Consider the following 20,887-nt stretch of genomic DNA (forward strand, 5'->3'; position numbering starts at 1 on the left):
CGCTTGAAAACGCTACTGAGTTCATACGGGACACATTCATGACCAAGCGCTGGTACATCGTCCACGCCTATTCCAACTTCGAGAAGAAAGTCGCCGAATCGATCCGCGAGGGCGCGGCGCAGCGCGGCTTGAGCGAAAAGTTCGACGAGATCCTGGTGCCGACCGAACAGGTGGTGGAGGTTCGTCGCGGGCGCAAATTCAACGCCGAGCGGAAATTCTTTCCCGGCTATGTGCTGGTGAAATGCGACCTGTCCGACGAAGTGTTCCATCTGATCAAGAACACGCCCAAGGTCACAGGCTTTTTGGGACAGGACAACAAGCCGTTCCCGATCCCCGATCATGAGGCCGAGCGGATCAAGGGCCAGGTGGCCGAGGGCGTCGAGCGCCCCAAAACCTCCGTCAGCTTCGATGTCGGCGAAAAGGTGCGCGTCAACGACGGCCCGTTCGCCTCGTTCGAAGGCCTCGTGGAAGAGGTCGACGAGAGCCGTTCGCGCGTCAAGGTCGCGGTGTCGATCTTCGGCCGCGCCACCCCGGTCGAACTGGAATACGGTCAGGTCGACAAGCTCTGACATACGACCGGGCGCCGGCTCGCGGCGCCCGGGAAGTCCGCACTTCCATCACGGTCTGCCCGGCCATGCCGGCGTAAAGCCGCGTCGCCTCCTGCATAGGCTCGTGTTCGCGCCGGGATTTTCCCGACGGGTCCTCACCTCGGGTTGAACACCGCCAGCGTGATCTTCCCGAACGTCTTGAGCGCGATCACGCGCGCCTGCCGCCCCGCGACTGGCACATTGTAGCGCAGATAGGGCGTATTCGGATTTTCATTGGACGCGTAACGCTGCGCGCTCTCGCCCAGGCAGGAATCGAGCGTCGCCTTGAGATCGGCGAGATCGAGTTTTTCCGCCTGACACGAGTAGGAAATCTCCGAAATCTTCTTCTTGTCGAGAATTTCGCAGGCGCCAAACAGCGGCGCAGGCACGGCATAAGCAGCCACGCTGTCCTCGTCGCGCACCACGGCACCGCGCAGTGATGCAAACCCGTCGGGCGCGGCCGCGATCACCGCCTTGAAGGCCGGACAATCAAAAGCCTTGTCATCGATCTTGTCGTCGGCGAAAGCGGGACAGCCCCCGGCCTGAAACAGGACGGAGGCGGAGAGAGCGATGGTGAAAAATTTCATCACGCGCGCGAGGCGATCTTCACATATTCGCGGCGGGGTTCGCCGGTGTAGAGCTGGCGCGGACGGCCGATCTTCTGGTGCGGGTCCTCGATCATTTCCTTCCACTGCGCGATCCAGCCGACGGTGCGGGCCAAAGCGAACAGCACGGTGAACATCGAGACCGGGAAGCCCATCGCCTTGAGCGTGATGCCCGAGTAAAAGTCGATGTTCGGATACAGCTTCTTCTCGATGAAATAATCGTCGTGCAGCGCGATGCGCTCCAACTCCACGGCGACGTCGAGCAGCGGATCGTCCTTGATGCCAAGTTCGCCCAGAACCTCGTGGCAAGTCTTGGCCATCAGTTTGGCGCGCGGGTCGTAGTTCTTGTAGACACGATGGCCGAAACCCATGAGGCGGAACGGATCGTTCTTGTCCTTGGCCTTGGCGATGTATTTCGGAATATTGTCGACGTGGCCGATTTCAGTGAGCATCTTCAGCGCGGCCTCATTGGCGCCGCCATGGGCGGGGCCCCACAGGCAGGCGATGCCGGCGGCGATGCAGGCGAAGGGATTCGCGCCCGAGGAGCCGGCGAGACGCACCGTCGAGGTCGAGGCGTTCTGCTCGTGGTCGGCGTGCAGGATGAAGATGCGGTCCAGCGCGCGGGAAACAACCGGATTGACCTTGTACTCCTCGCACGGCACGCCGAAACACATCCGCAGGAAGTTGGAAGTGTAATCGAGGTCGTTCTTCGGGAACATGAAGGGCTGGCCGATATTATACTTGTAGGCCATGGCCGCGATGGTCGGGATCTTCGCGATGATGCGGACGGTCGCGACCTGACGCTGCACCGGATCGGTGATGTCGATGGAGTCGTGATAGAAGGCCGAGAGCGCGCCGATACACGCGACCATGACCGCCATAGGGTGCGCGTCGCGGCGGAAACCCTGGTAGAACCGGGCCATCTGCTCGTGCACCATGGTGTGGCGCGAGATGCGGTAGTCGAACTCGGCCTTTTGCGCGGCGTTCGGCAGCTCGCCGTTCAGCAGCAGGTAGCAGGTCTCCAGGAAGTCGCCGCCTTCGGCGAGCTGTTCGATCGGATAGCCGCGATAGAGCAAAACGCCGGCGTCGCCGTCGATATAGGTGATCTTCGACTCGCAGGACGCGGTCGAGGTGAAGCCCGGATCATAGGTGAACATTCCGGTCTGCGCGTAAAGCTTGCCGATATCGGCCACGGCCGGTCCGACCGACCCGTGCGAGACCGGCATGTCTACAACTTTTTCGCCGATCGTGAATTTTGCTGATTCGCCCATGACATCGCCCCTTTGCAGTCATCCAAGTCGCGTCTGCCGTTCGGGGAGCGCCCCGGGCGAGCCTTGTTCCCCATCATCGGGAGGGCTGGACGGTAGAGCCGCGTCAATTGTGCGCCGCTCTGACTAGCTTAGTTGCGGGCCTGGGGCAAGATGACGCGCCTTAGACCAATGGGCGCCGCGAGGCGGCGCTCAGGCCGCCGCGTCCGCGATCCGGCCGAGCGCCTCGTCGCGGCCCAGCACTTCGATGACGTCGAAAATGCCCGGCGAAGTCCCGCGCCCGGTGAGCGCCGCCCGCAGCGGCTGGGCGACCTGTCCGAGCTTTGCCCCCGTTTCCGCGACATAGGCGCGCACGACGTCTTCCGTGGCCGCCGCCGTCCAGTCCGCCAGCGCCGCGAATCGTGGAGCCAGCGCGGCGAGATGCGCCTTGGCCTCCGGTTTCAGAATTTCCGTCGCCTTGGCGTCATAGGTCAAGGGGCGCTGCGCGAACAGAAACTGCGCCCCGTCCGCCAATTCGACCAGGGTTTTCGCGCGCTCCTTGAGCCCGGCCATCGAGCGCAGCAGCTGCGCCGTCTTGGTCTCGTCGACCTGCGCCGAAAGGGTTTCGCCGTTCGGCAGATAGGGCAGGGTCTCCAAAAAGACCGCCAGCAGCGCCTCGTCCGGGGTCGCGCGCATGTAGTGGCCGTTCATGTTTTCGAGCTTGGCGTAGTCGAACCGCGCCGGCGAGCGGTGCACCTGGTCGAGCGAAAACGCCTCGATGAGGTCGGGGGTCGAAAAGAATTCGCGGTCGCCCTGGCTCCAGCCGAGCCGCGCCAGATAGTTTCGCAGCGCTTCCGGCAGATAGCCCATGGCGCGATAGGCGTCGACGCCCAGCGCTCCGTGCCGCTTGGACAGTTTGGCCCCGTCCGCCCCGTGGATCAGCGGGATATGGGCGAAGGCCGGAACATCCCACCCCATCGCCTGATAGATGTGGGTCTGCCGCGCGGCGTTGGTGAGGTGATCGTCGCCGCGGATGATCTGCGTCACGCCCATGTCATGGTCGTCCACCACCACGGCCAGCATATAGGTCGGGGTTCCGTCCGAGCGCAGCAAAATCAGGTCGTCGAGGTCCTTGTTGGGGAAGCGGACCTCGCCCTGCACCTTGTCCTGGATCACGGTCTCGCCCTCGCGCGGCGCCTTCAGCCGCACCACCGGCTTGCGCCCCTCGGCGATGGCGTCGGCCTCCGCCTGCGTCCCGCCAAGCTCGCGCCAGCGGCCGTCATAGCGCGGCGGACGCCCTTCCTTGCGCGCGAGATCGCGCATCGCCTCCAGTTCCTGGGCGCTGGCGTAGCATTTGTAGGCCGCGCCCTTGGCGAGCATGGCCTCGGCGACCTCGCGGTGGCGGTCGGCGCGGGCGAACTGGTAGATGGTGTCGCCGTCCCAGGTCAGGCCCAGCCATTGCATGCCGTCGATGATCGCGGCGATCGCCGCGTCGGTCGAGCGTTCCCGATCGGTGTCCTCGATGCGCAGAAGCATCTTGCCGCCCTGCTGGCGCGCCAGCAGCCAATTGAACAGGGCGGTGCGCGCGCCGCCGATGTGCAGATAGCCGGTGGGCGAGGGGGCGAAGCGCGTGATCATCTCGGACATTTCGAAAACCTTCAGTTTCGCGCGGCCGGTTGGTGTCGCTCCGCGCGCGCCCCTCCTAGCATGGCGCAAACGCGCAAAAAAAGGGGCTGATGACGAGCGTATCGGGAGACTTTTCCGCGCGCACGCCTCCCGGCCGCGCGCCAGTGTTTTCCGCGCCGGCATTCGCCGCGCGTTTTGGGGCGCGGATCGTTGCGGCCTTCGAGGAGGAATGGAGCGAGCGGCGCTTTTTCCTCTGGCTGCCGGTCTGCGCCGGCGCGGGGGCGATCACCCATATTCTCGCGCCGACCGAGCCTCGCCTTTGGCTTATCGCGACGCTCGCCGCCGCTTTCGGTCTTTTTGCGGCGCTCGCTCGCGCCCACCGCGCCTTGCTGTTGCCCCTGGTCGCGCTGGCCGCCTTTTTCGCCGGCCAGCTTTCTGCAGGCTGGCGCGTGGCGCGGGTGGACGCGCCGGTCCTGCAGAGAACGTTTATCGGCGAGGTCGCCGGCTTCGTCGAGGAAGTGGACGCTAGACCGCAAAGGGCGTCGAAAGACGCCCGTCTCCCCCCGGGCTATGGCGCGCGAATCCTGCTGCGCGTCGCCGAAATGGAGGGGGTGAGCCCCGGCGCGACCCCGTTCCGCCTGCGCCTGAGCACACGCGGCCCGCCCGGCTTCGCTGCGGGCGATTTCGTCGCCGCCAAAATCCGGGCGCTGCCGCCCCCAAAAGCTTCGCTGCCGGGCGGCTACGATTTCGCCCGCGACGCCTTTTTCGCGCGCATCGGCGGCGTCGGCAATATGTTGGGCGCGCCGGAAAAAATCGACCCGCCGCCCGCTCCGGCGCCGCGGAGCCTACGCTTCTTCGCCGCCATAGATCGCGCGCGCAACGTGCTGGCCCAGCGGGTGTTTCAGGCGGTCGGCGGCGACAACGGCGCCATCGCCGTCGCGATGGTGACGGGCAAGCGCGATCTTTTGTCCGAAGAGGCGCGCGAAACCATCCGCCGCGCCGGCATTTTTCATATCATCACCATTTCCGGTGTGCAGATGACGCTTGTCGCCGGCATTTTCTTTGTCGGATTTCGCGCGCTGCTCGCCCGGATTCCCCACCTCGCCTTGAACTATCCCATAAAAAAATGGGCGGCGGCGCTCGCCATGGTTTCAGCCTGCGGCTACGCGCTGTTCACGGGCTCGCGGGTCGGCTCGGAGCGCGCGCTCTACATGACGCTGATCCTGCTCGGCGCCGTGCTCGCCGACCGGCCGGCGTTGACCATGCGCAACCTCGCGCTCGCCGCCCTTCTTGTGGTGATCACCGAGCCCGAAGCCCTGCTCGGCGCGAGTTTTCAACTGTCCTTCGCGGCTGTGGCGGCGCTGGTCGCCGTTTATGAAGCGCGCATGCGCTCCCGGCCACCGCCGGGCGAGGCGGAAGGCTGGCGCGCGGCGCTGAACTCGGGCGCGGGCGGCGCGCTGGTCGCCACTTTTTGCGCCACCTCCGCCACGGCCTCGTTCATGGCCTATGATTTCCACGAACTCAGCCCCTACGTGCTGATCGGCAACCCGCTGACGCTGGCGGTCATAGAATTTTTTGCCGTGCCGGCGGCGCTGCTGGGCTCGGCCCTCTACCTCGTCGGATTGGATGGCCCAGTCTGGGCTTGGCTGAGCCTGGGCATCGAGGCGATCATGCGCGTCGCCCGCTGGATCGGCTCATCGCCGGCGTCGAATGTGGCGCTGCCGGCTTTCGCGCCCTGGTCCATCGTATTCTTGGCCCTGGCCGTGCTCTCCGCGCTGCTCTGGCGCAGCCGCCTGCTGCGGTTGACGGCGGTCCCCTTGCTGGGCGTCGGCCTCGTCGGCGCCGCGAGTTCCGAAAAATTCGACATCGCCGTTCCTCCGACGGGCGACACCGCCGCCCTGCGCGACGCCAGCGGCGCCTTGAGAACGCTCGGGCGCCAAAACCCGTTCGCGTCCGAGCAATGGCTGCGCGCTGACGGCGACGACAGACAAAAGCCAGAGGCGGCGGGCCGCTGCGACAAGCTCGGCTGCGCGGCGCTTGCGCGCAACGGCGCGGCGGTGGCCTTGGTGCTGGAGGCCGAAGCGTTTCACGAGGACTGCGCCCGGGCGAAAATCGTTATTTCGCCGCTCTTCGCACCGGATTATTGCGTCGCGCCCATTGTGCTCGACCGCGCAAGGCTCGCGCAAACCGGGGCGGTCACACTGCGATTGGACGGCGAGACCATCGCGTGGCGCACGGCCCGAGCGCCGGGCGAGGACCGGCCGTGGTCGCGAGCGCCGAAACCGCGCTGGAGCGCGCGGCGCAGTCTTTCGCACGGCGCTCCGGAAGAGGCGTTTTGAAGCCAAGCTTGCCGGGGCGATCACATTTCTGTTATCACTGCTGTGGAACTCAAACAAAGGACGCCAATGCCGGGCCGAAACGGAATCGTTCACCTCGCCGATTACATCCTCGACGACATCAGGATGATTCCGCGAGCCTGCGACCTGCTCGACCGCATCAGCGCCAACGCCGACGCCTTCTTCGTCGAGAGGGAAACGCTGCCGCCGGCTCTCGGCTGCGCCTGGGAGCCGCTGGTCCGCGCGGCTGTCGATTTCTGCGAGCGTCTGGCCGCGCGCTACGACGGCGTCGTGCTCGAAGACGATTTCCAGGATCTCGACCTGCTCGATGTCGTCTTCGACGACGAGGACATCGCGGTTCTAAAAATTTTCGCGCGAGATCCCGCCTGCGTCCGCGTCGCCCCGGAGGCGCTGGACATCGTGCGCCAGTGCCGCCACATCCAGGCGTTGCTGCACGCGGAAAACGCCCGCGCCGCCGCCTAACGACTTATTTTTGCGCGATTTCGGCGATCGCGGATTGACGGGCGCGCTTCGCCATGGCCTCATGGCGCAATGAGGGCTTTTCGATGACGAGCAGCAGGCAGTTGCGGGAACGTGTGCGAAAGGTCGAGGCGCTTCGGCGCGGGGCCGTCACCGATGGCGAGCGCGAGGCGGCGGAAGCGGCGCTGGCGCGGCTGAAAGCCAAGCTCGCCGAACCGCGCCACCCGGATCGGCCCGGAGCGACCCTGCATTTCAGCATGTCGAGCCACATGCCCGTGGGCTTCCCCGGCTCCTGGCCGGTTCAGATTTTCATGTCGCTGTGTGTCGTCGCCATGGCGTCCGGGCTCGCAGTCATGCGCGCTAGCGCGTCCCGCCGCCCCTGACGGCCGGTTAGGGGAATAATAGCCACACGTGCGTGAGCATCCCGCAGGCAAAATAAGCTCGTGTCGTCATGGCCGGGCGTGTTCAGGCCCTCCAAGCGGCGCCTCTGCGGGAAGCGTCGCGGAATATCCTCGCGGCGGAAGGCCCGCCGCGTCTGGCGCCGACCTTGGCCGCGCCGACCCGCCGCAGCCTCAATATTTCCGCACCAGTGAAACCAACCTGCCCTGGATAGCGACGCGATCCGGCCCGAAAATGCGCGTTTCGTAGGCCGGATTTGCGGCCTCGAGCGCAATGGACGCCCCGCGCTTGCGCAGGCGCTTCAGCGTGGCCTCCTCTTCGTCGATCAGGGCGACGACGATGTCGCCGGATTCCGCAGTATCCTGCCGCTTGATGACGACGGTGTCGCCATCGAGAATGCCGGCCTCGATCATCGAATCGCCGCGCACCTCCAGGGCGTAATGTTCGCCATTGCCGAGCAGGTCAGGCGGCAGCGAAATCGAATGCGAACGCGTCTGCAATGCGGAAATCGGCGTCCCCGCCGCGATGCGGCCCATCACGGGAATGGCGACATTGTTCCGCTCAGCCTCCTCACCGGCTTGGATCGGCCGCACTTTCCCCAGATTGCCGGGGATGACGCTCGGCTCGAATTTCGCGCGGGGCGTCGAGGGCGTCGAGGATTCCGGCAGGCGCAGCACCTCCAGCGCGCGCGCCCGGTTGGGCAAGCGGCGAATGAAGCCGCGCTCCTCCAGCGCCATGATCAGCCTGTGAATTCCGGATTTGGAGCGCAGGTCGAGCGCGTCCTTCATTTCGTCGAAGGACGGCGGCACGCCGCTTTCCTTGAGGCGCTGGTTGATGAAGCGCAACAACTCGCTTTGTTTCTTGGTGAGCATGAACGACCTCAAGCAGCGACTACGCGAACCTTCCCGTCGACTTCCTATTCTGTCAGCGGTGGGAATCGCTTAAACAAATCATGAACGAACATTATATGTTCCCTCTTAGTTCCGCAAGAAGAATATTGATCTCAGGTAAAAGCCGACTCGTCTTTCGTCAATCTTGGTAACGCATCCCTAACAATGGTTACGTAACGTTATTGCCGAAAGGGCGCGATTGACATTTTCCCGATTCGAGTTCGCGTATGGGTACCGGGTACAGATGCGGAGATTGGGCGAAACGCCGCTCACTGGCGCGCAGAAGCAGAAACGCCACCGCGAGAAGGTCAAGGCGCGGCTGGCGGAGGCCGATTCACTGAAGGCGCGGGAAAAAACCTCCCCGGGCGATATTCCGGGCCTGACGGGCTTCTATCGGGACTTGCTGCGGGAACTCGGCGCGAGCCCGGAAGAGGCGGAGCAAATTGCTGGAGGCGCCGGTTTCCAGGACGACATCGTCGCCTTGCTGCGCAAGCGCGGGAAGGCGGCGCTTGCGGCGCTGCGCCGGCCGAGGAAACCAGCGGGGGCGAGCCTGTTGGAGCGGTTGCAGGGCGCCCGGTGAATCCCCGCCCCGCCGTTCAGTCCAGCGTCTTGCCCAGGCGACCCGCAAGATCCTGAATATACTGGAAGGCGGCGCGGCCCGAGCGTGAGGCGCGGGTGATCGCCCATTCCAGCGCCTCCGCGCGGATTTGTTCGGCCGGCGCCTCCAGGCCGTAACGCGCGACATAGCCGAACACCATCTCCAAAAATTCGTCCTGGTTGCACTTGTGGAAGCCGAGCCACAGGCCGAACCGGTCCGACAGCGACACTTTTTCTTCGGTCGCCTCACCCGGATTGATGGCGGTGGAGCGCTCGTTCTCCATCATCTCTCGCGGCAGCAGGTGGCGCCGGTTGGAGGTGGCGTAGAACAACACATTGTCCGGACGTCCCTCGATGCCGCCCTCCAGCGCCGCCTTCAGCGATTTATAGGAGGCGTCGCCGCTGTCGAACGACAGGTCGTCGCAAAACACGATGAAACGATGCGCGTCCTCGCGCAGCAAACCCATCAGCAGGGGCAGCGATTCGATGTCCTCGCGGTGAATTTCGATCAGCTTCAGGCCGCGACAGTTCTTCGTCCCTGCCAGCCGCGCGTCCACCTCGGCGTGCGCCGCCTTGACCAGCGAAGATTTGCCCATGCCGCGCGCGCCCCACAACAAAACGTTGTTCGCTGGAAGTCCGCGCGCAAAACGCTCGGTGTTGCCCAGGAGCTGGTCGCGGGCGAGATCGACGCCGCGCAGCAGCGACAGTTCGACCCGGCTGACCTTTTTCACCGGCGACAGGGTTTGGCTCTCGGCGCGCCAGACAAAGGCCTGCGCGGCGTCGAAAGAGGGTTTTTTCGGCGGCGGCGGCGACAGCCGTTCAAGGGCCTCGGCGATGCGCTGGAGCAAATAGGTGTCGGTCATGACGGTTCTATGCCCGCTTTGCCGCGCGATCTCAACATTTTCGCGAGTCTGGCTTATCATGGCGCCATGAGCGCTCCGTCGATCGATCGCCGCCTCCTGCTGCTGCTGCTCGGGGGGCTTGCCGCCCCGGCCTTTGCAGCCCCGTCCCCGAAAAAGGCGGAAATCGCCTTTCAGGTGGACGACGCGCGCTTGCGCGCCCTGTTCGCCCGCCGTCTCCGCGAGGGTTTGGAGCGCATTCTCGGCGGGACGTTTTTCACGGAGGTTTCCGCCGACACGGCGGGGGTGAGGGTGAAATTGCGCCGCCCCGAGGATTTCGAAAAACTCGAGGCCGCATTGCCTCGCCTCGCCGGTGAGCAGAAGCTGGGCGAACTCAAGGGCGATACAACCCGGATCGACTGGAGCCCGGCCGCGCTCGACGCGCAGGCGCGGATTTGGCGCGACCGGGCGAAAAAAATGCTGGAAAAGGCGCTCAGTCTCCGAAAACCCAGTTTCGCCGACAAGGATGACCGGAATTTCGTTCTGTCCGTCGAGGGCATGGACCGCGCGCAATGGCTGGCCTGGATCGGCGGGCGAATCGACCTGTTCTTCCCCGCGCCGTTTTCGATGGCGCCGGTCGTCCCCGCAGGTCCGACGACTTTTTCGCCGCGCCCGTTTCCGCGCGCCAATCTGAGCGCGGCGGTTGCGGTGGACCCCGCCAAATCGCTTGGCAACGAGGACGACATTTTTGTCGCGCGCGCCGAGGGCGACAAACTCGTGCTTGAGCTGACGCGTTCGGGGGCAGAACTCTTCGCGTCAAAAAACTTGCCCGCCGCCGACAAGACGGCCTACGCACTGATGTTTGACAAAGCTCTGGCAGCGCTCTGCGTGTTCGATGGTCCCGCGCACGACGGCCAGATGAAGTTTAGGATCGAGCGTGGGCTTGGCGCGGCGGAGCTGGCCGAGTTGATCTTGATCGGCGGCTCCGCGCCGATGGTGAAGCAGGTCGACGCCCGCTTCGGTTAGCATTGATCAAAAAAGCAGCCCTCACCCTGAGGAGGTGCGTCAGCGCCGTCTCGAAGGGCGAGGGCGGTCCAGGCATCACCCGATGGTGATTTTCGGTCCCTTCGGCGCTTCGGCGGCGACGGCGTCGCGCACTTTTTCCGCCAGCGCCATATAGGGCGCCGCCTGCGGCGAGTCCGGCGCCGTCGCCACAACCGGGCGACCGTCATCGGAGCCTTCACGGATCGCCATGTCCAGCGGCGCCTCGCCGAGGAAGGGCACGCCGGCTTTTTCGGCTGCCGCCCGCGCCCCGCCATGGGCGAAGATTTCCGAGCGCCCGCCGCAATGCGGGCACAGGAAATAGGACATGTTTTCGAACACCCCGAGAATCGGCACGTTCACCTGGTTGAACATGGAAATGCCGCGCCGCGCGTCGATCAGCGCGAGGTCCTGGGGGGTCGAGACAACAATGGCCCCCGACAGTTGCGCGTTCTGGGCGAGGCTGAGCTGCACGTCGCCGGTGCCGGGCGGCATGTCCACGACGAGAATGTCCAGTTCCCCCCAGGCGACGTCGCGCAGCAGTTGTGAAATCGCCGACATCACCATGGGACCGCGCCACACCACCGCCTGATCCTGCGCGATGAGGAAGCCGATTGACATTAATTGCACGCCGTATTTTTCCAGGGGTATCATGCCCTTGCCGTCCGGTGTGGTCTCGGGCCGCTGGTCGAGCGCGAACAGTTTTGGCACGGAGGGCCCGAACACGTCGGCGTCGAGCAGGCCGACCTTCAGCCCGAGCCGCGCCAGACCAACGGCGAGATTCGCCGCCGTGGTCGATTTTCCCACGCCGCCTTTGCCGGAGGACACGGCGATCACCCGCTTCACCCCCTCCTGTCCCGAACCTTTCGAAGCGGGATGCGCGGGCTGGCGGGGGGCTGGGGCTGAACCAGATGCGCTTCCCGGCGCGCGTTCGGCGGTGAGCACGACACTGGCGCCGGCGACGCCGGGCAGGCGCCGCAGCGCGGCCTCGGCGGCGGCCCGCATCGGCTCGGCGCCGCGCGCCTGGGCCGGCTCCACCGCGATCGACACGAACACCTTGCCGTCGCGGATTGAAATGCCGGAAATTGCTCCGGTTTCCGGCAAGGGCGTACGCCCGTCCGGTCCCGCCACGCCCCTCAAAACCGCAATCACATCGTCATTGTTGAACATTTCGCCGCCCTGCCGTCGCCAATCCTGTCTGCATCTGAGGAGGACGCGCGTCCCTGTCAACCCGTACTCCAGAAGCGCGGCCGCCGCATGCTCGCGATTTTGCGGGCCTGGACCGGGTAGCCGTGCGGAGGTGTGCGCGCAAAAGGAGCGTGGGGTGCGCGCAAATGGGTCGGCGCGCAAAGCTTGGCGGGTTTCTTGCTTGGCCGGGAGCGCAATGAAAACGCATCTGGACTGGTCGGGCTACGACACCTACGGCATTGGCGACGCCTATTCGGGCATACCCACACGCGGCGGCAATTACGCCAAGGCGGTGGCGGTATGCATGCACAGTCGCGAATGCCAGCGCGAGGGCAGGGGGGTGATGTGCCCCTCCTACCGGATCACCCACGACGCCGCGCATTCGACGGAAGCCCGCGTCGCCGCCTTCAAGGCCGCGCTCAACGGAGACTACGGCGAAAACGCTTTTGCGGCTCCGGAGCTCAGCCTCGCCATGGATCTGTGCGTGTCCTGCAAGGCCTGCAAGAAGGAATGTCCCAGCGCCGTGGACATGGTCCTGATCAAGACCGAATTTTTGGCGCAGCGCAACGAGATCGCCGGCATTCCCTTTCGCAATCGTCTGATGGGCGGTTTGCCGGAATGGCTGGCCCGCTGGCGCGGCGCGCTAAGGGTTTTGGCGCTGGCGCGCAACGCTTTCCCGCCGCTCGCCTGGGCCGGGGAAAAGCTCTTGGGGCTCACCGCCAAGAGGCCGCTGCCGCCGCCGTCAAAAAAGCCTTTTGAAGACCCCGGCCCCCAGGGCTCGGGCGAGCGCGGCGAGGTCGTGCTGCTGGTCGACACTTTTGCCCGACATTTCGATCCGCTGGTCGCGGAAAGCGCCATAAAAGTGCTGACGGCCGGCGGCTATCGTGTGTCCATTGCAAAGCCCGCGCCCGACGATCCCGAGCCGAATCGCGGCCTGTGCTGCGGGCGCACCTATCTGTCGATGGGCATGGTTTCGAAAGCGCGGTTCGAGGCTGAGCGCATCCTGAAAGCGCTGGCGCCGGCCATGGACAGGGGGCTGCCGGTGATCGGACTCGAGCCGTCCTGCCTGCTTTCGATGCGCGACGAGTTTTTCAGCCTGGGCCTGGGCGCGGATGTCAGCCGGCTCAACAAGAATCTTTATCTGTTCGAGGAATTTCTGGCGCGCGAGGCGCAGCGCAAGGGACTCAAGCTGCCGCTGAGAAAGCGTGACGGCAGAATTGTCGTTCACGGCCATTGCCACCAAAAGGCGTTTGGCGTGATGAAGACGCTGAAAAAAACCCTTGCCCTGATCGAGGGCCAGGAGGTCGAAATTTTGGAGACCGGATGCTGCGGCGGCGCCGGCGCCTTCGGTTACGAAGCCGAACATTTCGAGCCCGCGCGCAAAATGGCGGAGCTCGCCCTGCTGCCGGCGGTGCGCGCGGCGGCGCCCGAGGACGAAGTCGTGGCCGATGGTTTTTCGTGCCGCCACCAGATCGCCGACGGCGCCGGAAGGAAGCCGGTCCACATGGCGGTGCTGCTCGCTTCCCTGCTTGTGGAAAACACCTAGAGAAAATTCATTCCCTTGCCTGCACGCGCGTGCTTCCCTGAGCTTGGCCGAAAGAGCCGATTTTCAATAACAACAAAAATCCGGGGAGGCGCACATGATTGACGCCGAATTCGCGTTGCGGGAAATCGCGGCGATCAATCTTCGTTTTGCGCTTGCCGACATCATGATCGGAGGCGGCAAGCAGGCCGTCGTTCGAGCGCTCGAACACGTGCGGGAGGCCGAGACCTTCCTGCAAATCCTCCTCATGGCGATGGGCGATCTCGCCAGGGAGCCGACCTGAGGGGTCGCCACGCCTTTACGCCATGATATGCAAGCCGGCGTCGACATAGATGGTGTCGCCGGTCATGCCGGAAGATGCGCCGCCGACCAGGAAAGCCGCCACCCGGCCGATTTCCGCTATATCCACCAAACGCTTGCCGGGGCTGCGCGATTCCGCCATGTCGACGAGATCGTCGAACCCCGCGATGCCGCTCGCGGCGCGGGTGCGGATCGGTCCGGGCGACAGGGCGAAGACCCGAATGTCCTTGGGCGCGAGTTCCGCCGCGAGATAGCGGGTGGAGGATTCCAGCGCCGCCTTGACCGGGCCCATCATGTTGTAATGGTGGACGACTTTTTCCGCGCCGTAATAGCTCATGGTCAGGAGCACGCCGCCGTCCGTCATCAGCGGCTCGGCGAGGCGGGCCATTTCGATGAACGAATGGACCGAAATGCGCATGGCCTGCTCGAATCCCTCGCGCGAGGAATCGACCAGTCGGCCGTGCAGGTCGCCTTTCGGCGCGAAAGCGATGGAATGCAGCACGAAGTCGAGCTTGCCCCACTCCCTCTCAATCGTCTCGAACACCCTTTCGAGCTGGCCCGGCTGTTCAACGTCAAGCGGGAGCAGCATCTTCGCCTCGATCTGCTCCGCGAGCGGCAGCACGTGATGCTTGCCCTTCTCGTGGGCGAAGGTCAGCGCCAGTTCGGCGCCGAAGCCCCTGAACTTCGCCGCGCAGCCATAGGCGATGGAGTTTTCGTTGGCGACTCCGACAACCAGCCCGCGCTTGCCCTTGAGCATGTCGCCGATGCGGTCTTCGGGGTCCCACACCTTGTGCAGCGGATCGATCTTGCGCTGATGTGCGTCCATGCCTGCCTCGCCGGAGATGAAAGCGAACGCGGCAAATTCTGGCGCCGAATTGTGACCGCCGTAAAACTCAGCCCAAATCCATTTCCGGAACATGGTCCGGAACGGTCAGCTTCGCGGATGTCGCCGCGACAATGTCGGCAACCGCCACGCCCGGCGCGCGCTCGCGCAGGACAAGTCCCGTCTCTGTCGGTTCAATCACCGCGAGATCGGTGACGATGAGCGTGACTCGGCGGTTTGCGGTCAAAGGAAGCGTGCACTCCGGCACGATCTTGGGCCGCCCCTTGGCGGTGTGCTGCATGGCGATGATCACGCGTCGGGCGCCGGCCACCAAGTCCATCGCGCCGCCCATGCCCGGCACCATTTTTCCCGGCACCACCCAATTGGCGAGATGGCCCTTTTCGTCCACCTCAAGCCCGCCGAGCACGGTGACGTCCAGATGGCCGCCGCGGATCAGCCCGAAGGACAGGGTCGAGTCCACGGTGGCAGCGCCGGGAACGGCGGTGATGAAGGCTCCGCCGGCGTCGGTCAGCTCCTCGTCCTCCATGCCTTCCGGCGGGCGCGAGCCCATGCCGACGATGCCGTTTTCCGACTGAAAGAGGATGCCGCGTTCGGGCTGGATAAATTTGGCGACGCCGGTCGGCAGGCCTATGCCGAGATTGACCAGCGTGCCCGGCCGCAGTTCGCTCGCGACGCGGCGCTGGATGATTTCCTCAGGCGACATGATGAGCCTCCCGACGGATGAGAAAATTGACGAGAACGCCGGGCGTGTTGACGTTGTCGGGGGAAATGAGACCGACGGGGACGATTTCGCGCGGTTCCGCGATGACGGTCGCGCCCGCCGTGGCCATCACCGGATTGAAATTGGTCGCCGTCAGCTCATAGACGAGATTGCCGACGAAATCGGCGCGGTCGGCGTGGAGCAGAGCGAAATCCGCCTTGAGCGGCGACGCCAGCAGCCAGTCCTCACCGTCGATCTCGATCACCCTCTGGCTCTTGGCGGCGATGGTGTTCAAGCCTGTCCTGGTCAGCACGCCGCCCAGCCCGTAACCGCCGGCGCGGATGCGCTCGGCGAGCGTGCCCTGGGGAACGAGGTCCACCTCTATGCGTCCCTCGATCATGCCCTTCTGGGTTTCCGGATTGGTGCCGATATGCGAGGCGATGACCTTCCTCAGCGCATTCGCGCGCACGAGGCGCCCGATGCCGTAATCCGGGCGGCCCGTATCATTGGCGATGACGGTCAGATCTTTTCGGCCGGCGTCCACCAAAGCGTCGATGATGCGATGAGGGCTTCCCACGCCCATGAAACCGCCGATCATCAGGACGGCGCCGTCCGGAATCATTTCCGCCGCCTGTTGCGGCGAAATAGCCTGTTTCATGCCGCGCTCCTCCCTTTTTTGTGTAGCGGGCAATCCTGAGGCGCGAGTGTATCGGGCGGATGTCGTCAGGGCAACGCCTGAGCCATTAGCGCGCCCAAGAGCACGACCAGCCAGGGAGGCGCCTTGGCGAAAACGAGCAAGGCGAAGGCGCACGCGGCCAACAGCGCGTCGCGCAACGAAAAAATCGCCGAGGTCCAAATCGGCGCGCAAAAGGTGGCGAACAGCAGCCCGACCACGGCGGCGTTGACCCCCGCGAGCGCGGCGGACGCTCCCGGAAGGGCGCGGACCTGCGCCCAGAACGGCAGCACCGCGAACAACAGCAGCACGCCAGGCAGGTAAATCGCGGCAAGCGCCAGCAGGCCGCCGCCGAAACCATCCATGACCGCGCCGAGATAGGCGGCGAAAGCAAACAGCGGCCCCGGTAAAGCCTGCGCCGCGCCATAGCCGTCGATGAAGGCGGAATCGTCGATGAAACCGGGGACGACCAGCCCCTCGCGCAACAGCGGCAGCACCACATGGCCGCCGCCGAACACCAGCGCGCCGGCCCGGTAGATGGCGGCGAGTTTTTCGCCCCCCGCCGGCAGATTCAGCGCCAATGGACTCAGCAACAGCAGGAGATAGACGGCGCCGGCAAGAAAACCGACGCGGCGGCCAACGAAAATATCGAGGGCGGCGGGCGCGGCTTGGGGCGGCAGCGCGGCCCATCCAATCGCCGCCGCCGCAACGAGCGCGCCGATCTGTCCGGGCGCGTCGGGCAGGGCCAGCGCCAGCGTGGCGGAGGCCAGCGCCAAGGCGAGGCGCAAAAAATCGGGGCAGAATTGGCGCGCCATGGCCCAGACCGCCTGCGCCACCACGGCGACGGCGACGATTTTCAGCCCATGCAAAAACGGTCTTGAGTCCAGCAGGTTGAGGCCAAGGCCAAAACCGATCATCAGCGCCGCCGAGGGCGCCGTAAAACCGGTCCAGGCCGCAAGAGCGCCCCAATAACCGGCGCGGCGCAGGCCGAGGCAGACGCCGACCTGGCTCGACGCCGGTCCCGGAAGGAACTGGCACAGGGCGACAATGTCGCCAAAAGTCTTTTCGTCAAGCCAGCGCCGCCGCGCGACGCATTCGGAATGAAAATAGCCGAGATGCGCGACCGGGCCGCCGAAGGATGTGAGCCCGAGGCGCAAAAACGTGAAAAAAACCTCGCGGACGTCGTTCAGAGGTTCTCCCAGCGCTCGATCACCCAGTCTTCCGCCCGCGCGCCCTCCCGCCATCCCTCATACGCGGGATGCGCCAGCAATTCTTGCGCATAGGCCTGCGCCCCGGCCGAGATCGGCAGACGGTAGATGTGCAGCCGCGTCGCGACCGGCGTGAAAAAGGCGTCGGCTGCGCTGTAGTCCCCGAACAGGAAGGGCCCCTCGGCCTGCGAAAAAATCGCGTCAATGCGCGAAAGATTTTCGCGCGCGGCCTCGTCGAGTTCGAGCGGTTTTTCGCGCGGGTCGCGGCGAAAGTTCGTCGGGCAGGCCTGCCGCAGCGCCTGAAACCCGGAATGCATTTCCGCACAGAGCGAGCGGGCGCGGGCGCGTTTTTGCGCATCGGCCGGCCACACGTTTTTTTCCGGAAAACGTTCATGCAGGAATTCGACGATGGCGAGCGAATCCCAGGCCGCAAAACCATCGTTGATGAGCACCGGAACCTTTCCGGTCGGCGCGACGGCAAGCGCCTTTTCGCGCGATCCCTCCGCATAGAGCGGGATGACTTTTTCGGCGAAGGGAATGTCGAGCGCGGTCATCAGCAGCCAGGGCCGCGCCGACCAGGAGGAGTATGCCTTGTTGCCGATGAGAAGGGTTGTCATGCGCGCCCTCCGGTCATCGCTCTCACCAAGCCAATGACGTCATGCCCGGGCTTGTCCCGGGCATCCACGCCGCGCCGCGACGGACACTTCTGCGACGGTTCGCATTGCGACGCCGCGTGGATGGCCGGGACGACGCCCTGCCATGACGACATAGCGTTGCGTGGTCCGTTGGATTTTCTCGTCATTGTGGAATCCTTGCATTCCCCCGGGAGCTTCGGCTTCGGCGTCCTCAAACCTTCTCGCTCTTCCCGCCCTCGACCGGCGCCCCGGATTTCTTCCACGAGGAGAACCCGCCGTCGATATGTGCCACCGGATCAAGCCCCATGCGTTGCGCCAAATAGGTCGACAGAGCGGAGCGCCAGCCGGCGGCGCAGAAGAACACAAAGGTCTTGTCCTCCTGGAACTGCGGCTTGGCATAGGGGCTCGCGGGGTCGATCCAGAATTCCAGCATGCCGCGCGGACAATGGAAGGCGCCGGGAATGCGGCCCTCGCGCTCGAGTTCGCGCGGGTCGCGCAGATCGACGAACAGCACGTCCTCGCGTCCGAAAAGCGCGCGCGCTTCATCGACGCTCAGGGTCTTGATCGCCGCAAGCGCCTCGTCGAGCATCTGCTGATAGCCAAGAGTGATTTGCGACGCCATTTGAGCCCCTCCGCTCCAATGGAAGCGCAGGCGCGCGCCTTGGTCAACCTGAGCAATTCATTCCCGTCGTTCGGGATCGCGCAATTTGGCGCTCTCGCGGTTTTCGCGCTGAACAAAACCCCAGATCAGCACCAGGGCGAGCACAATCCCGAGCGTCACCAGGGTCTTGGCAAAAATCTCGGGCCGCAGGATCTCGAACCAGATTTGCGCGATGAAAACGCCTGCGCCGAGCACGAGCAGGCCGAAAGCCGCGCGGGAAAAACTCACGGCAGGGCCTCCGCGATCACCGCTGTTCCATAGCAAATCACCTCGGTGACGCCGCCCATCACCTCGGTGGCGTCATAGCGCATGCCCAGGATGGCGTTGGCGCCGAGCGCGTCGGCCTGTTCGCACATCATGCGATAGGCCTCGGTGCGGGTGTGTTCGCACAGGTTGGTGTAGACGGAAATCTGCCCGCCGAACAGAATCTGGAACGCGCCCGCGACATTGCCCAGCACGGAACGCGAGCGCACGGTGATGCCGCGCACGAGGCCGAGGCCGCGCACAATGCGATGGCCGGGCAGATCGAAGGCGGTGGTGACCATTTCGGGCTTCATGAGCTTTCTCCGCGCGCGGATCATAGACGCCGCGCATTGACCAAACGTTATGTGATTGCCTCGAATGCGGGCGCTTGACCGTGGCGCTCCGCATGATCCAATGCCCGGATGAGCGACTTGTCCGAAACGATTCTCGATCTATGCCGCGCCGTCGGCCCGGAAAAAACCATCTGCCCGACTGACGCGGCGAAAAGCTTCGCGGAAAAGCGCGGCGAGGATGACCTCGGCTGGCGCAACCATCTTGTTCAGGTGCGTCGCGCGGCGGTGGCGCTGGCGCTGGAGGGGCGGCTGGTGATTTATCGCAAGGGCAAACCCGTCGACCCCGAGGATTTTAGAGGCGTCTATCGCCTCGGCGTCCCGCGCGCCGACTGATGTTTTTCGCCGCCTCCAAAATCTTCTGGTTCGTGGCGTCGCCGCTGCATTTGGGCCTGTTCGCCATCGCCTTCGGGCTGTGGCGGGTGGTGAGAAAACGGGGCGGCGCCGGTTTCATCGGCTTCGGCCTCGCCCTGATCGCCGCCATGACTTTCCTACCGGTCGGCGCCGCGCTGCTGCGGCCGCTCGAAGACCGCTTCCCCGTCCAGACCCTCGACATGCCCGCGCCGGTTGGCGTCATCGTCCTGGGCGGCGCCGTGGACGAGCGCGTCGGCGCGGCGCGCAGGCAGCCGCAACTCAACGATTCCGGCGAGCGCATGACGGCGGGCGTCGCGCTCGCCCGCGCTTTCCCCAAGGCGAAGCTGGTGTTTTCCGGCGGCTCGGGCTCGCTGTTGCCCCAGGATGAAACCGAGGCGGACGCCGCGCGAAAATTCTGGCGCGAACTCGGCGTCCCCGACAGCCAGATGATGTTCGAGGACAAGTCGCGCAACACGTGGGAAAACGCGCTGTTCACTCAAAAACTGGTCCATCCCGGAGCGGGGGAGCGCTGGCTGCTGGTGACCTCGGCCTGGCACATGCCGCGCGCCATGGGGGTTTTTCGCGCGCTGGGGATGAACCCGGTCGCCTTTCCCGTTGATTTCCGCACGTTCGGGACCGACGAGGACGCAAAACCGCCCGGCGACGGCGCGACGGCCGTGCGCAACGCCGAAATGGCGATCCGCGAATGGATCGGCCTCATCGCCTATTGGCTCACCGGCAAGACGGACGCGCTGCTGCCGGGAGATCACTCGCGCGCGTAAGGACGCGCCGCTTCCCGCAGGCTGGCCTCGGGATGGTCCTCATAGGTGGCGATCTGCGAACAGCGTTCGCAGGCCCGCAGGCCTTCCTGCCAGAACCAGCGGCAATCCCCGCGAATGGCGCAGGGAAACTGTTCATGGGCGACCGGGGGCAGGGCGGCGACCAGCCGTCCCACCAACCGGCAATCGACGCCGTCGAAATGGGCGCAGAAGGACTCCTGGCATTTCGCGGCGAACCTGAGCACCTGCGCCGGCGGCGTGTCGCCGGTCAGCGCCAGGATTTCGGGCGTCACAGGGGTGGGAGCTTCCAGCCAGTCCACCTTCGGTCGTCCGGCGACGCGCGAAACCACGCCGAACAAGACGGCGCCTTCGGTCTCGGGCGTCACACTGGGGCAGAGGAGGTCGCCATCGCCTGACATGACCTGCTCCTCAAGCGTTGCCGCGCCAACCCTCGAACGATGATGTCGCCTTGGGCGCCGCCTTGGACAGGCTCGCTCTGGGCGCGGTCACGCCGTCGCGCCATTTCGGCGGCACTGTCGGACGCGCCCCGGCGAAGGTCGCCGCCGCTTGCGGCCAAGGTCGCGCTGGCGGCGCCAATCCGATGACGACCGGTTCCGGCCTCTGTTTGGCGGAGGCGACGGCCGCTGACACGGCGGCCGCGAGATCGGCGAGGCCGATCGTCTTGGGCATAGGTTTCTCCCCGTTAACTATTTGTTATCGTTTAATAATTTTCAAAGCGCTTTCCTTGGGCGAAGCGCCTTT

26 protein-coding genes are annotated in these 20,887 nt (G+C 65.1%); 10 read left to right on the plus strand and 16 right to left on the minus strand.

All coding sequences use genetic code 11. From position 1 onward, the window contains the following. The first annotated feature begins 38 nt into the window (after positions 1-38). Positions 39-569, plus strand: coding sequence for a transcription termination/antitermination protein NusG (gene nusG / locus GJ654_RS05100; RefSeq protein ID WP_155445028.1), 531 nt, complete (start codon positions 39-41; stop codon positions 567-569). A 134-nt stretch (positions 570-703) separates the two neighbouring features. Here nusG and GJ654_RS05105 read toward each other — a convergent pair whose 3' ends face one another. From GJ654_RS05105 to gltX, 3 genes are all read right to left on the minus strand, one after another. Further along, positions 704-1,174 (minus strand): hypothetical protein, encoded by a 471-nt coding sequence (locus GJ654_RS05105; protein WP_155445029.1) that lies wholly within the window; start codon positions 1,172-1,174, stop codon positions 704-706. Next, positions 1,174-2,463, minus strand: coding sequence for a citrate synthase (gene gltA / locus GJ654_RS05110; protein ID WP_155445030.1), 1,290 nt, complete (start codon positions 2,461-2,463; stop codon positions 1,174-1,176). Before gltA ends, GJ654_RS05105 begins: the two co-directional genes overlap by 1 nt. 189 nt (positions 2,464-2,652) lie before the next feature. Continuing rightward, positions 2,653-4,086 carry a glutamate--tRNA ligase gene (gltX, locus tag GJ654_RS05115; protein ID WP_155445031.1) on the minus strand — a complete coding sequence of 478 codons (1,434 nt, stop codon included), beginning with the start codon at positions 4,084-4,086 and terminating at the stop codon, positions 2,653-2,655. Positions 4,087-4,175: 89 nt separating this feature from the next. Here gltX and GJ654_RS05120 point away from each other — a divergent pair, with 89 nt between their 5' ends. The 3 genes from GJ654_RS05120 (at position 4,176) to GJ654_RS05130 (ending at position 7,264) form a co-directional block, all read left to right on the plus strand. Next, complete coding sequence (locus GJ654_RS05120) at positions 4,176-6,404, plus strand: ComEC/Rec2 family competence protein (RefSeq protein WP_155445032.1); 2,229 nt, start codon at positions 4,176-4,178, stop codon at positions 6,402-6,404. A 66-nt stretch (positions 6,405-6,470) separates the two neighbouring features. Then, positions 6,471-6,884, plus strand: coding sequence for a hypothetical protein (locus tag GJ654_RS05125; protein WP_155445033.1), 414 nt, complete (start codon positions 6,471-6,473; stop codon positions 6,882-6,884). An 83-nt stretch (positions 6,885-6,967) separates the two neighbouring features. Further along, a complete protein-coding gene (locus GJ654_RS05130; RefSeq protein ID WP_155445034.1) occupies positions 6,968-7,264 on the plus strand; it encodes a hypothetical protein in 297 nt (98 codons plus the stop codon). A gap of 189 nt (positions 7,265-7,453) precedes the next feature. Here GJ654_RS05130 and lexA read toward each other — a convergent pair whose 3' ends face one another. Then, positions 7,454-8,152, minus strand: a complete 699-nt coding sequence (gene lexA / locus GJ654_RS05135; RefSeq protein WP_155445035.1) for a transcriptional repressor LexA — start codon at positions 8,150-8,152, stop codon at positions 7,454-7,456. Positions 8,153-8,423: 271 nt separating this feature from the next. Between lexA and GJ654_RS05140 the strand changes: the two genes are divergently transcribed. Next, entirely contained in the window at positions 8,424-8,750 is a 327-nt protein-coding gene (locus tag GJ654_RS05140) for a hypothetical protein (RefSeq protein ID WP_155445036.1), read from the plus strand. A 16-nt stretch (positions 8,751-8,766) separates the two neighbouring features. Here the strand turns inward: GJ654_RS05140 and GJ654_RS05145 are convergent, their stop codons facing one another. After that, a complete protein-coding gene (locus GJ654_RS05145; protein WP_155445037.1) occupies positions 8,767-9,630 on the minus strand; it encodes an ATP-binding protein in 864 nt (287 codons plus the stop codon). A gap of 9 nt (positions 9,631-9,639) precedes the next feature. Here GJ654_RS05145 and GJ654_RS05150 point away from each other — a divergent pair, with 9 nt between their 5' ends. After that, complete coding sequence (locus GJ654_RS05150) at positions 9,640-10,632, plus strand: hypothetical protein (RefSeq protein ID WP_155445038.1); 993 nt, start codon at positions 9,640-9,642, stop codon at positions 10,630-10,632. Positions 10,633-10,707: 75 nt separating this feature from the next. Here the strand turns inward: GJ654_RS05150 and GJ654_RS05155 are convergent, their stop codons facing one another. Continuing rightward, positions 10,708-11,817: an Mrp/NBP35 family ATP-binding protein gene (locus GJ654_RS05155; protein WP_155445039.1), complete on the minus strand. Its 1,110-nt coding sequence runs from the start codon at positions 11,815-11,817 to the stop codon at positions 10,708-10,710. Positions 11,818-12,031: 214 nt separating this feature from the next. Between GJ654_RS05155 and GJ654_RS05160 the strand changes: the two genes are divergently transcribed. Together GJ654_RS05160 and GJ654_RS05165 are read left to right on the plus strand one after the other, a co-directional pair. Then, positions 12,032-13,381 carry a (Fe-S)-binding protein gene (locus GJ654_RS05160; RefSeq protein ID WP_155445040.1) on the plus strand — a complete coding sequence of 450 codons (1,350 nt, stop codon included), beginning with the start codon at positions 12,032-12,034 and terminating at the stop codon, positions 13,379-13,381. Between the two features lie 94 nt (positions 13,382-13,475). After that, positions 13,476-13,661, plus strand: coding sequence for a hypothetical protein (locus tag GJ654_RS05165; RefSeq protein WP_155445041.1), 186 nt, complete (start codon positions 13,476-13,478; stop codon positions 13,659-13,661). A gap of 15 nt (positions 13,662-13,676) precedes the next feature. On the opposite strand, the gene fabI is transcribed toward GJ654_RS05165, so the two are convergent. The 8 genes from fabI to GJ654_RS05205 form a co-directional block, all read right to left on the minus strand. Further along, positions 13,677-14,504 carry an enoyl-ACP reductase FabI gene (fabI, locus tag GJ654_RS05170; protein ID WP_155445042.1) on the minus strand — a complete coding sequence of 276 codons (828 nt, stop codon included), beginning with the start codon at positions 14,502-14,504 and terminating at the stop codon, positions 13,677-13,679. Positions 14,505-14,571: 67 nt separating this feature from the next. Then, entirely contained in the window at positions 14,572-15,225 is a 654-nt protein-coding gene (locus GJ654_RS05175) for a 3-oxoacid CoA-transferase subunit B (RefSeq protein ID WP_155445043.1), read from the minus strand. After that, positions 15,215-15,880, minus strand: coding sequence for a CoA transferase subunit A (locus GJ654_RS05180; protein WP_155445044.1), 666 nt, complete (start codon positions 15,878-15,880; stop codon positions 15,215-15,217). Before GJ654_RS05180 ends, GJ654_RS05175 begins: the two co-directional genes overlap by 11 nt. A 65-nt stretch (positions 15,881-15,945) precedes the next feature. Further along, positions 15,946-17,139: a chromate efflux transporter gene (chrA, locus tag GJ654_RS05185; RefSeq protein WP_155445045.1), complete on the minus strand. Its 1,194-nt coding sequence runs from the start codon at positions 17,137-17,139 to the stop codon at positions 15,946-15,948. Next, complete coding sequence (locus tag GJ654_RS05190; protein ID WP_155445046.1) at positions 17,082-17,720, minus strand: glutathione S-transferase family protein; 639 nt, start codon at positions 17,718-17,720, stop codon at positions 17,082-17,084. The genes chrA and GJ654_RS05190 overlap by 58 nt, the downstream gene beginning before the upstream one ends. Positions 17,721-17,949: 229 nt before the next feature. Continuing rightward, entirely contained in the window at positions 17,950-18,360 is a 411-nt protein-coding gene (locus GJ654_RS05195) for a rhodanese-like domain-containing protein (RefSeq protein WP_155445047.1), read from the minus strand. 57 nt (positions 18,361-18,417) lie between these two features. Beyond that, positions 18,418-18,627 carry a hypothetical protein gene (locus tag GJ654_RS05200; RefSeq protein ID WP_155445048.1) on the minus strand — a complete coding sequence of 70 codons (210 nt, stop codon included), beginning with the start codon at positions 18,625-18,627 and terminating at the stop codon, positions 18,418-18,420. After that, on the minus strand, positions 18,624-18,956 hold the full coding sequence (locus tag GJ654_RS05205) for a YbjQ family protein (protein ID WP_155445049.1): 333 nt from the start codon (positions 18,954-18,956) through the stop codon (positions 18,624-18,626). The genes GJ654_RS05200 and GJ654_RS05205 overlap by 4 nt, the downstream gene beginning before the upstream one ends. Positions 18,957-19,064: 108 nt before the next feature. On the opposite strand from GJ654_RS05205, the gene GJ654_RS05210 reads away from it, so the two are divergent. Both GJ654_RS05210 and GJ654_RS05215 read left to right on the plus strand, forming a co-directional pair. Continuing rightward, positions 19,065-19,328, plus strand: coding sequence for a DUF3253 domain-containing protein (locus GJ654_RS05210; protein ID WP_155445050.1), 264 nt, complete (start codon positions 19,065-19,067; stop codon positions 19,326-19,328). Beyond that, positions 19,328-20,128, plus strand: coding sequence for a YdcF family protein (locus GJ654_RS05215; protein ID WP_155445051.1), 801 nt, complete (start codon positions 19,328-19,330; stop codon positions 20,126-20,128). The genes GJ654_RS05210 and GJ654_RS05215 overlap by 1 nt, the downstream gene beginning before the upstream one ends. Here the strand turns inward: GJ654_RS05215 and GJ654_RS05220 are convergent. Together GJ654_RS05220 and GJ654_RS05225 are read right to left on the minus strand one after the other, a co-directional pair. Then, positions 20,113-20,544, minus strand: a complete 432-nt coding sequence (locus tag GJ654_RS05220) for a nitrogen fixation protein (RefSeq protein WP_155445052.1) — start codon at positions 20,542-20,544, stop codon at positions 20,113-20,115. The genes GJ654_RS05215 and GJ654_RS05220 overlap by 16 nt on opposite strands. A 10-nt stretch (positions 20,545-20,554) precedes the next feature. Then, positions 20,555-20,815 carry a hypothetical protein gene (locus GJ654_RS05225; RefSeq protein WP_155445053.1) on the minus strand — a complete coding sequence of 87 codons (261 nt, stop codon included), beginning with the start codon at positions 20,813-20,815 and terminating at the stop codon, positions 20,555-20,557. Between the last annotated feature and the right edge of the window lie 72 nt (positions 20,816-20,887).

The organism is Rhodoblastus acidophilus (assembly GCF_009720655.1).
Lineage (GTDB): Bacteria > Pseudomonadota > Alphaproteobacteria > Rhizobiales > Beijerinckiaceae > Rhodoblastus > Rhodoblastus acidophilus_A.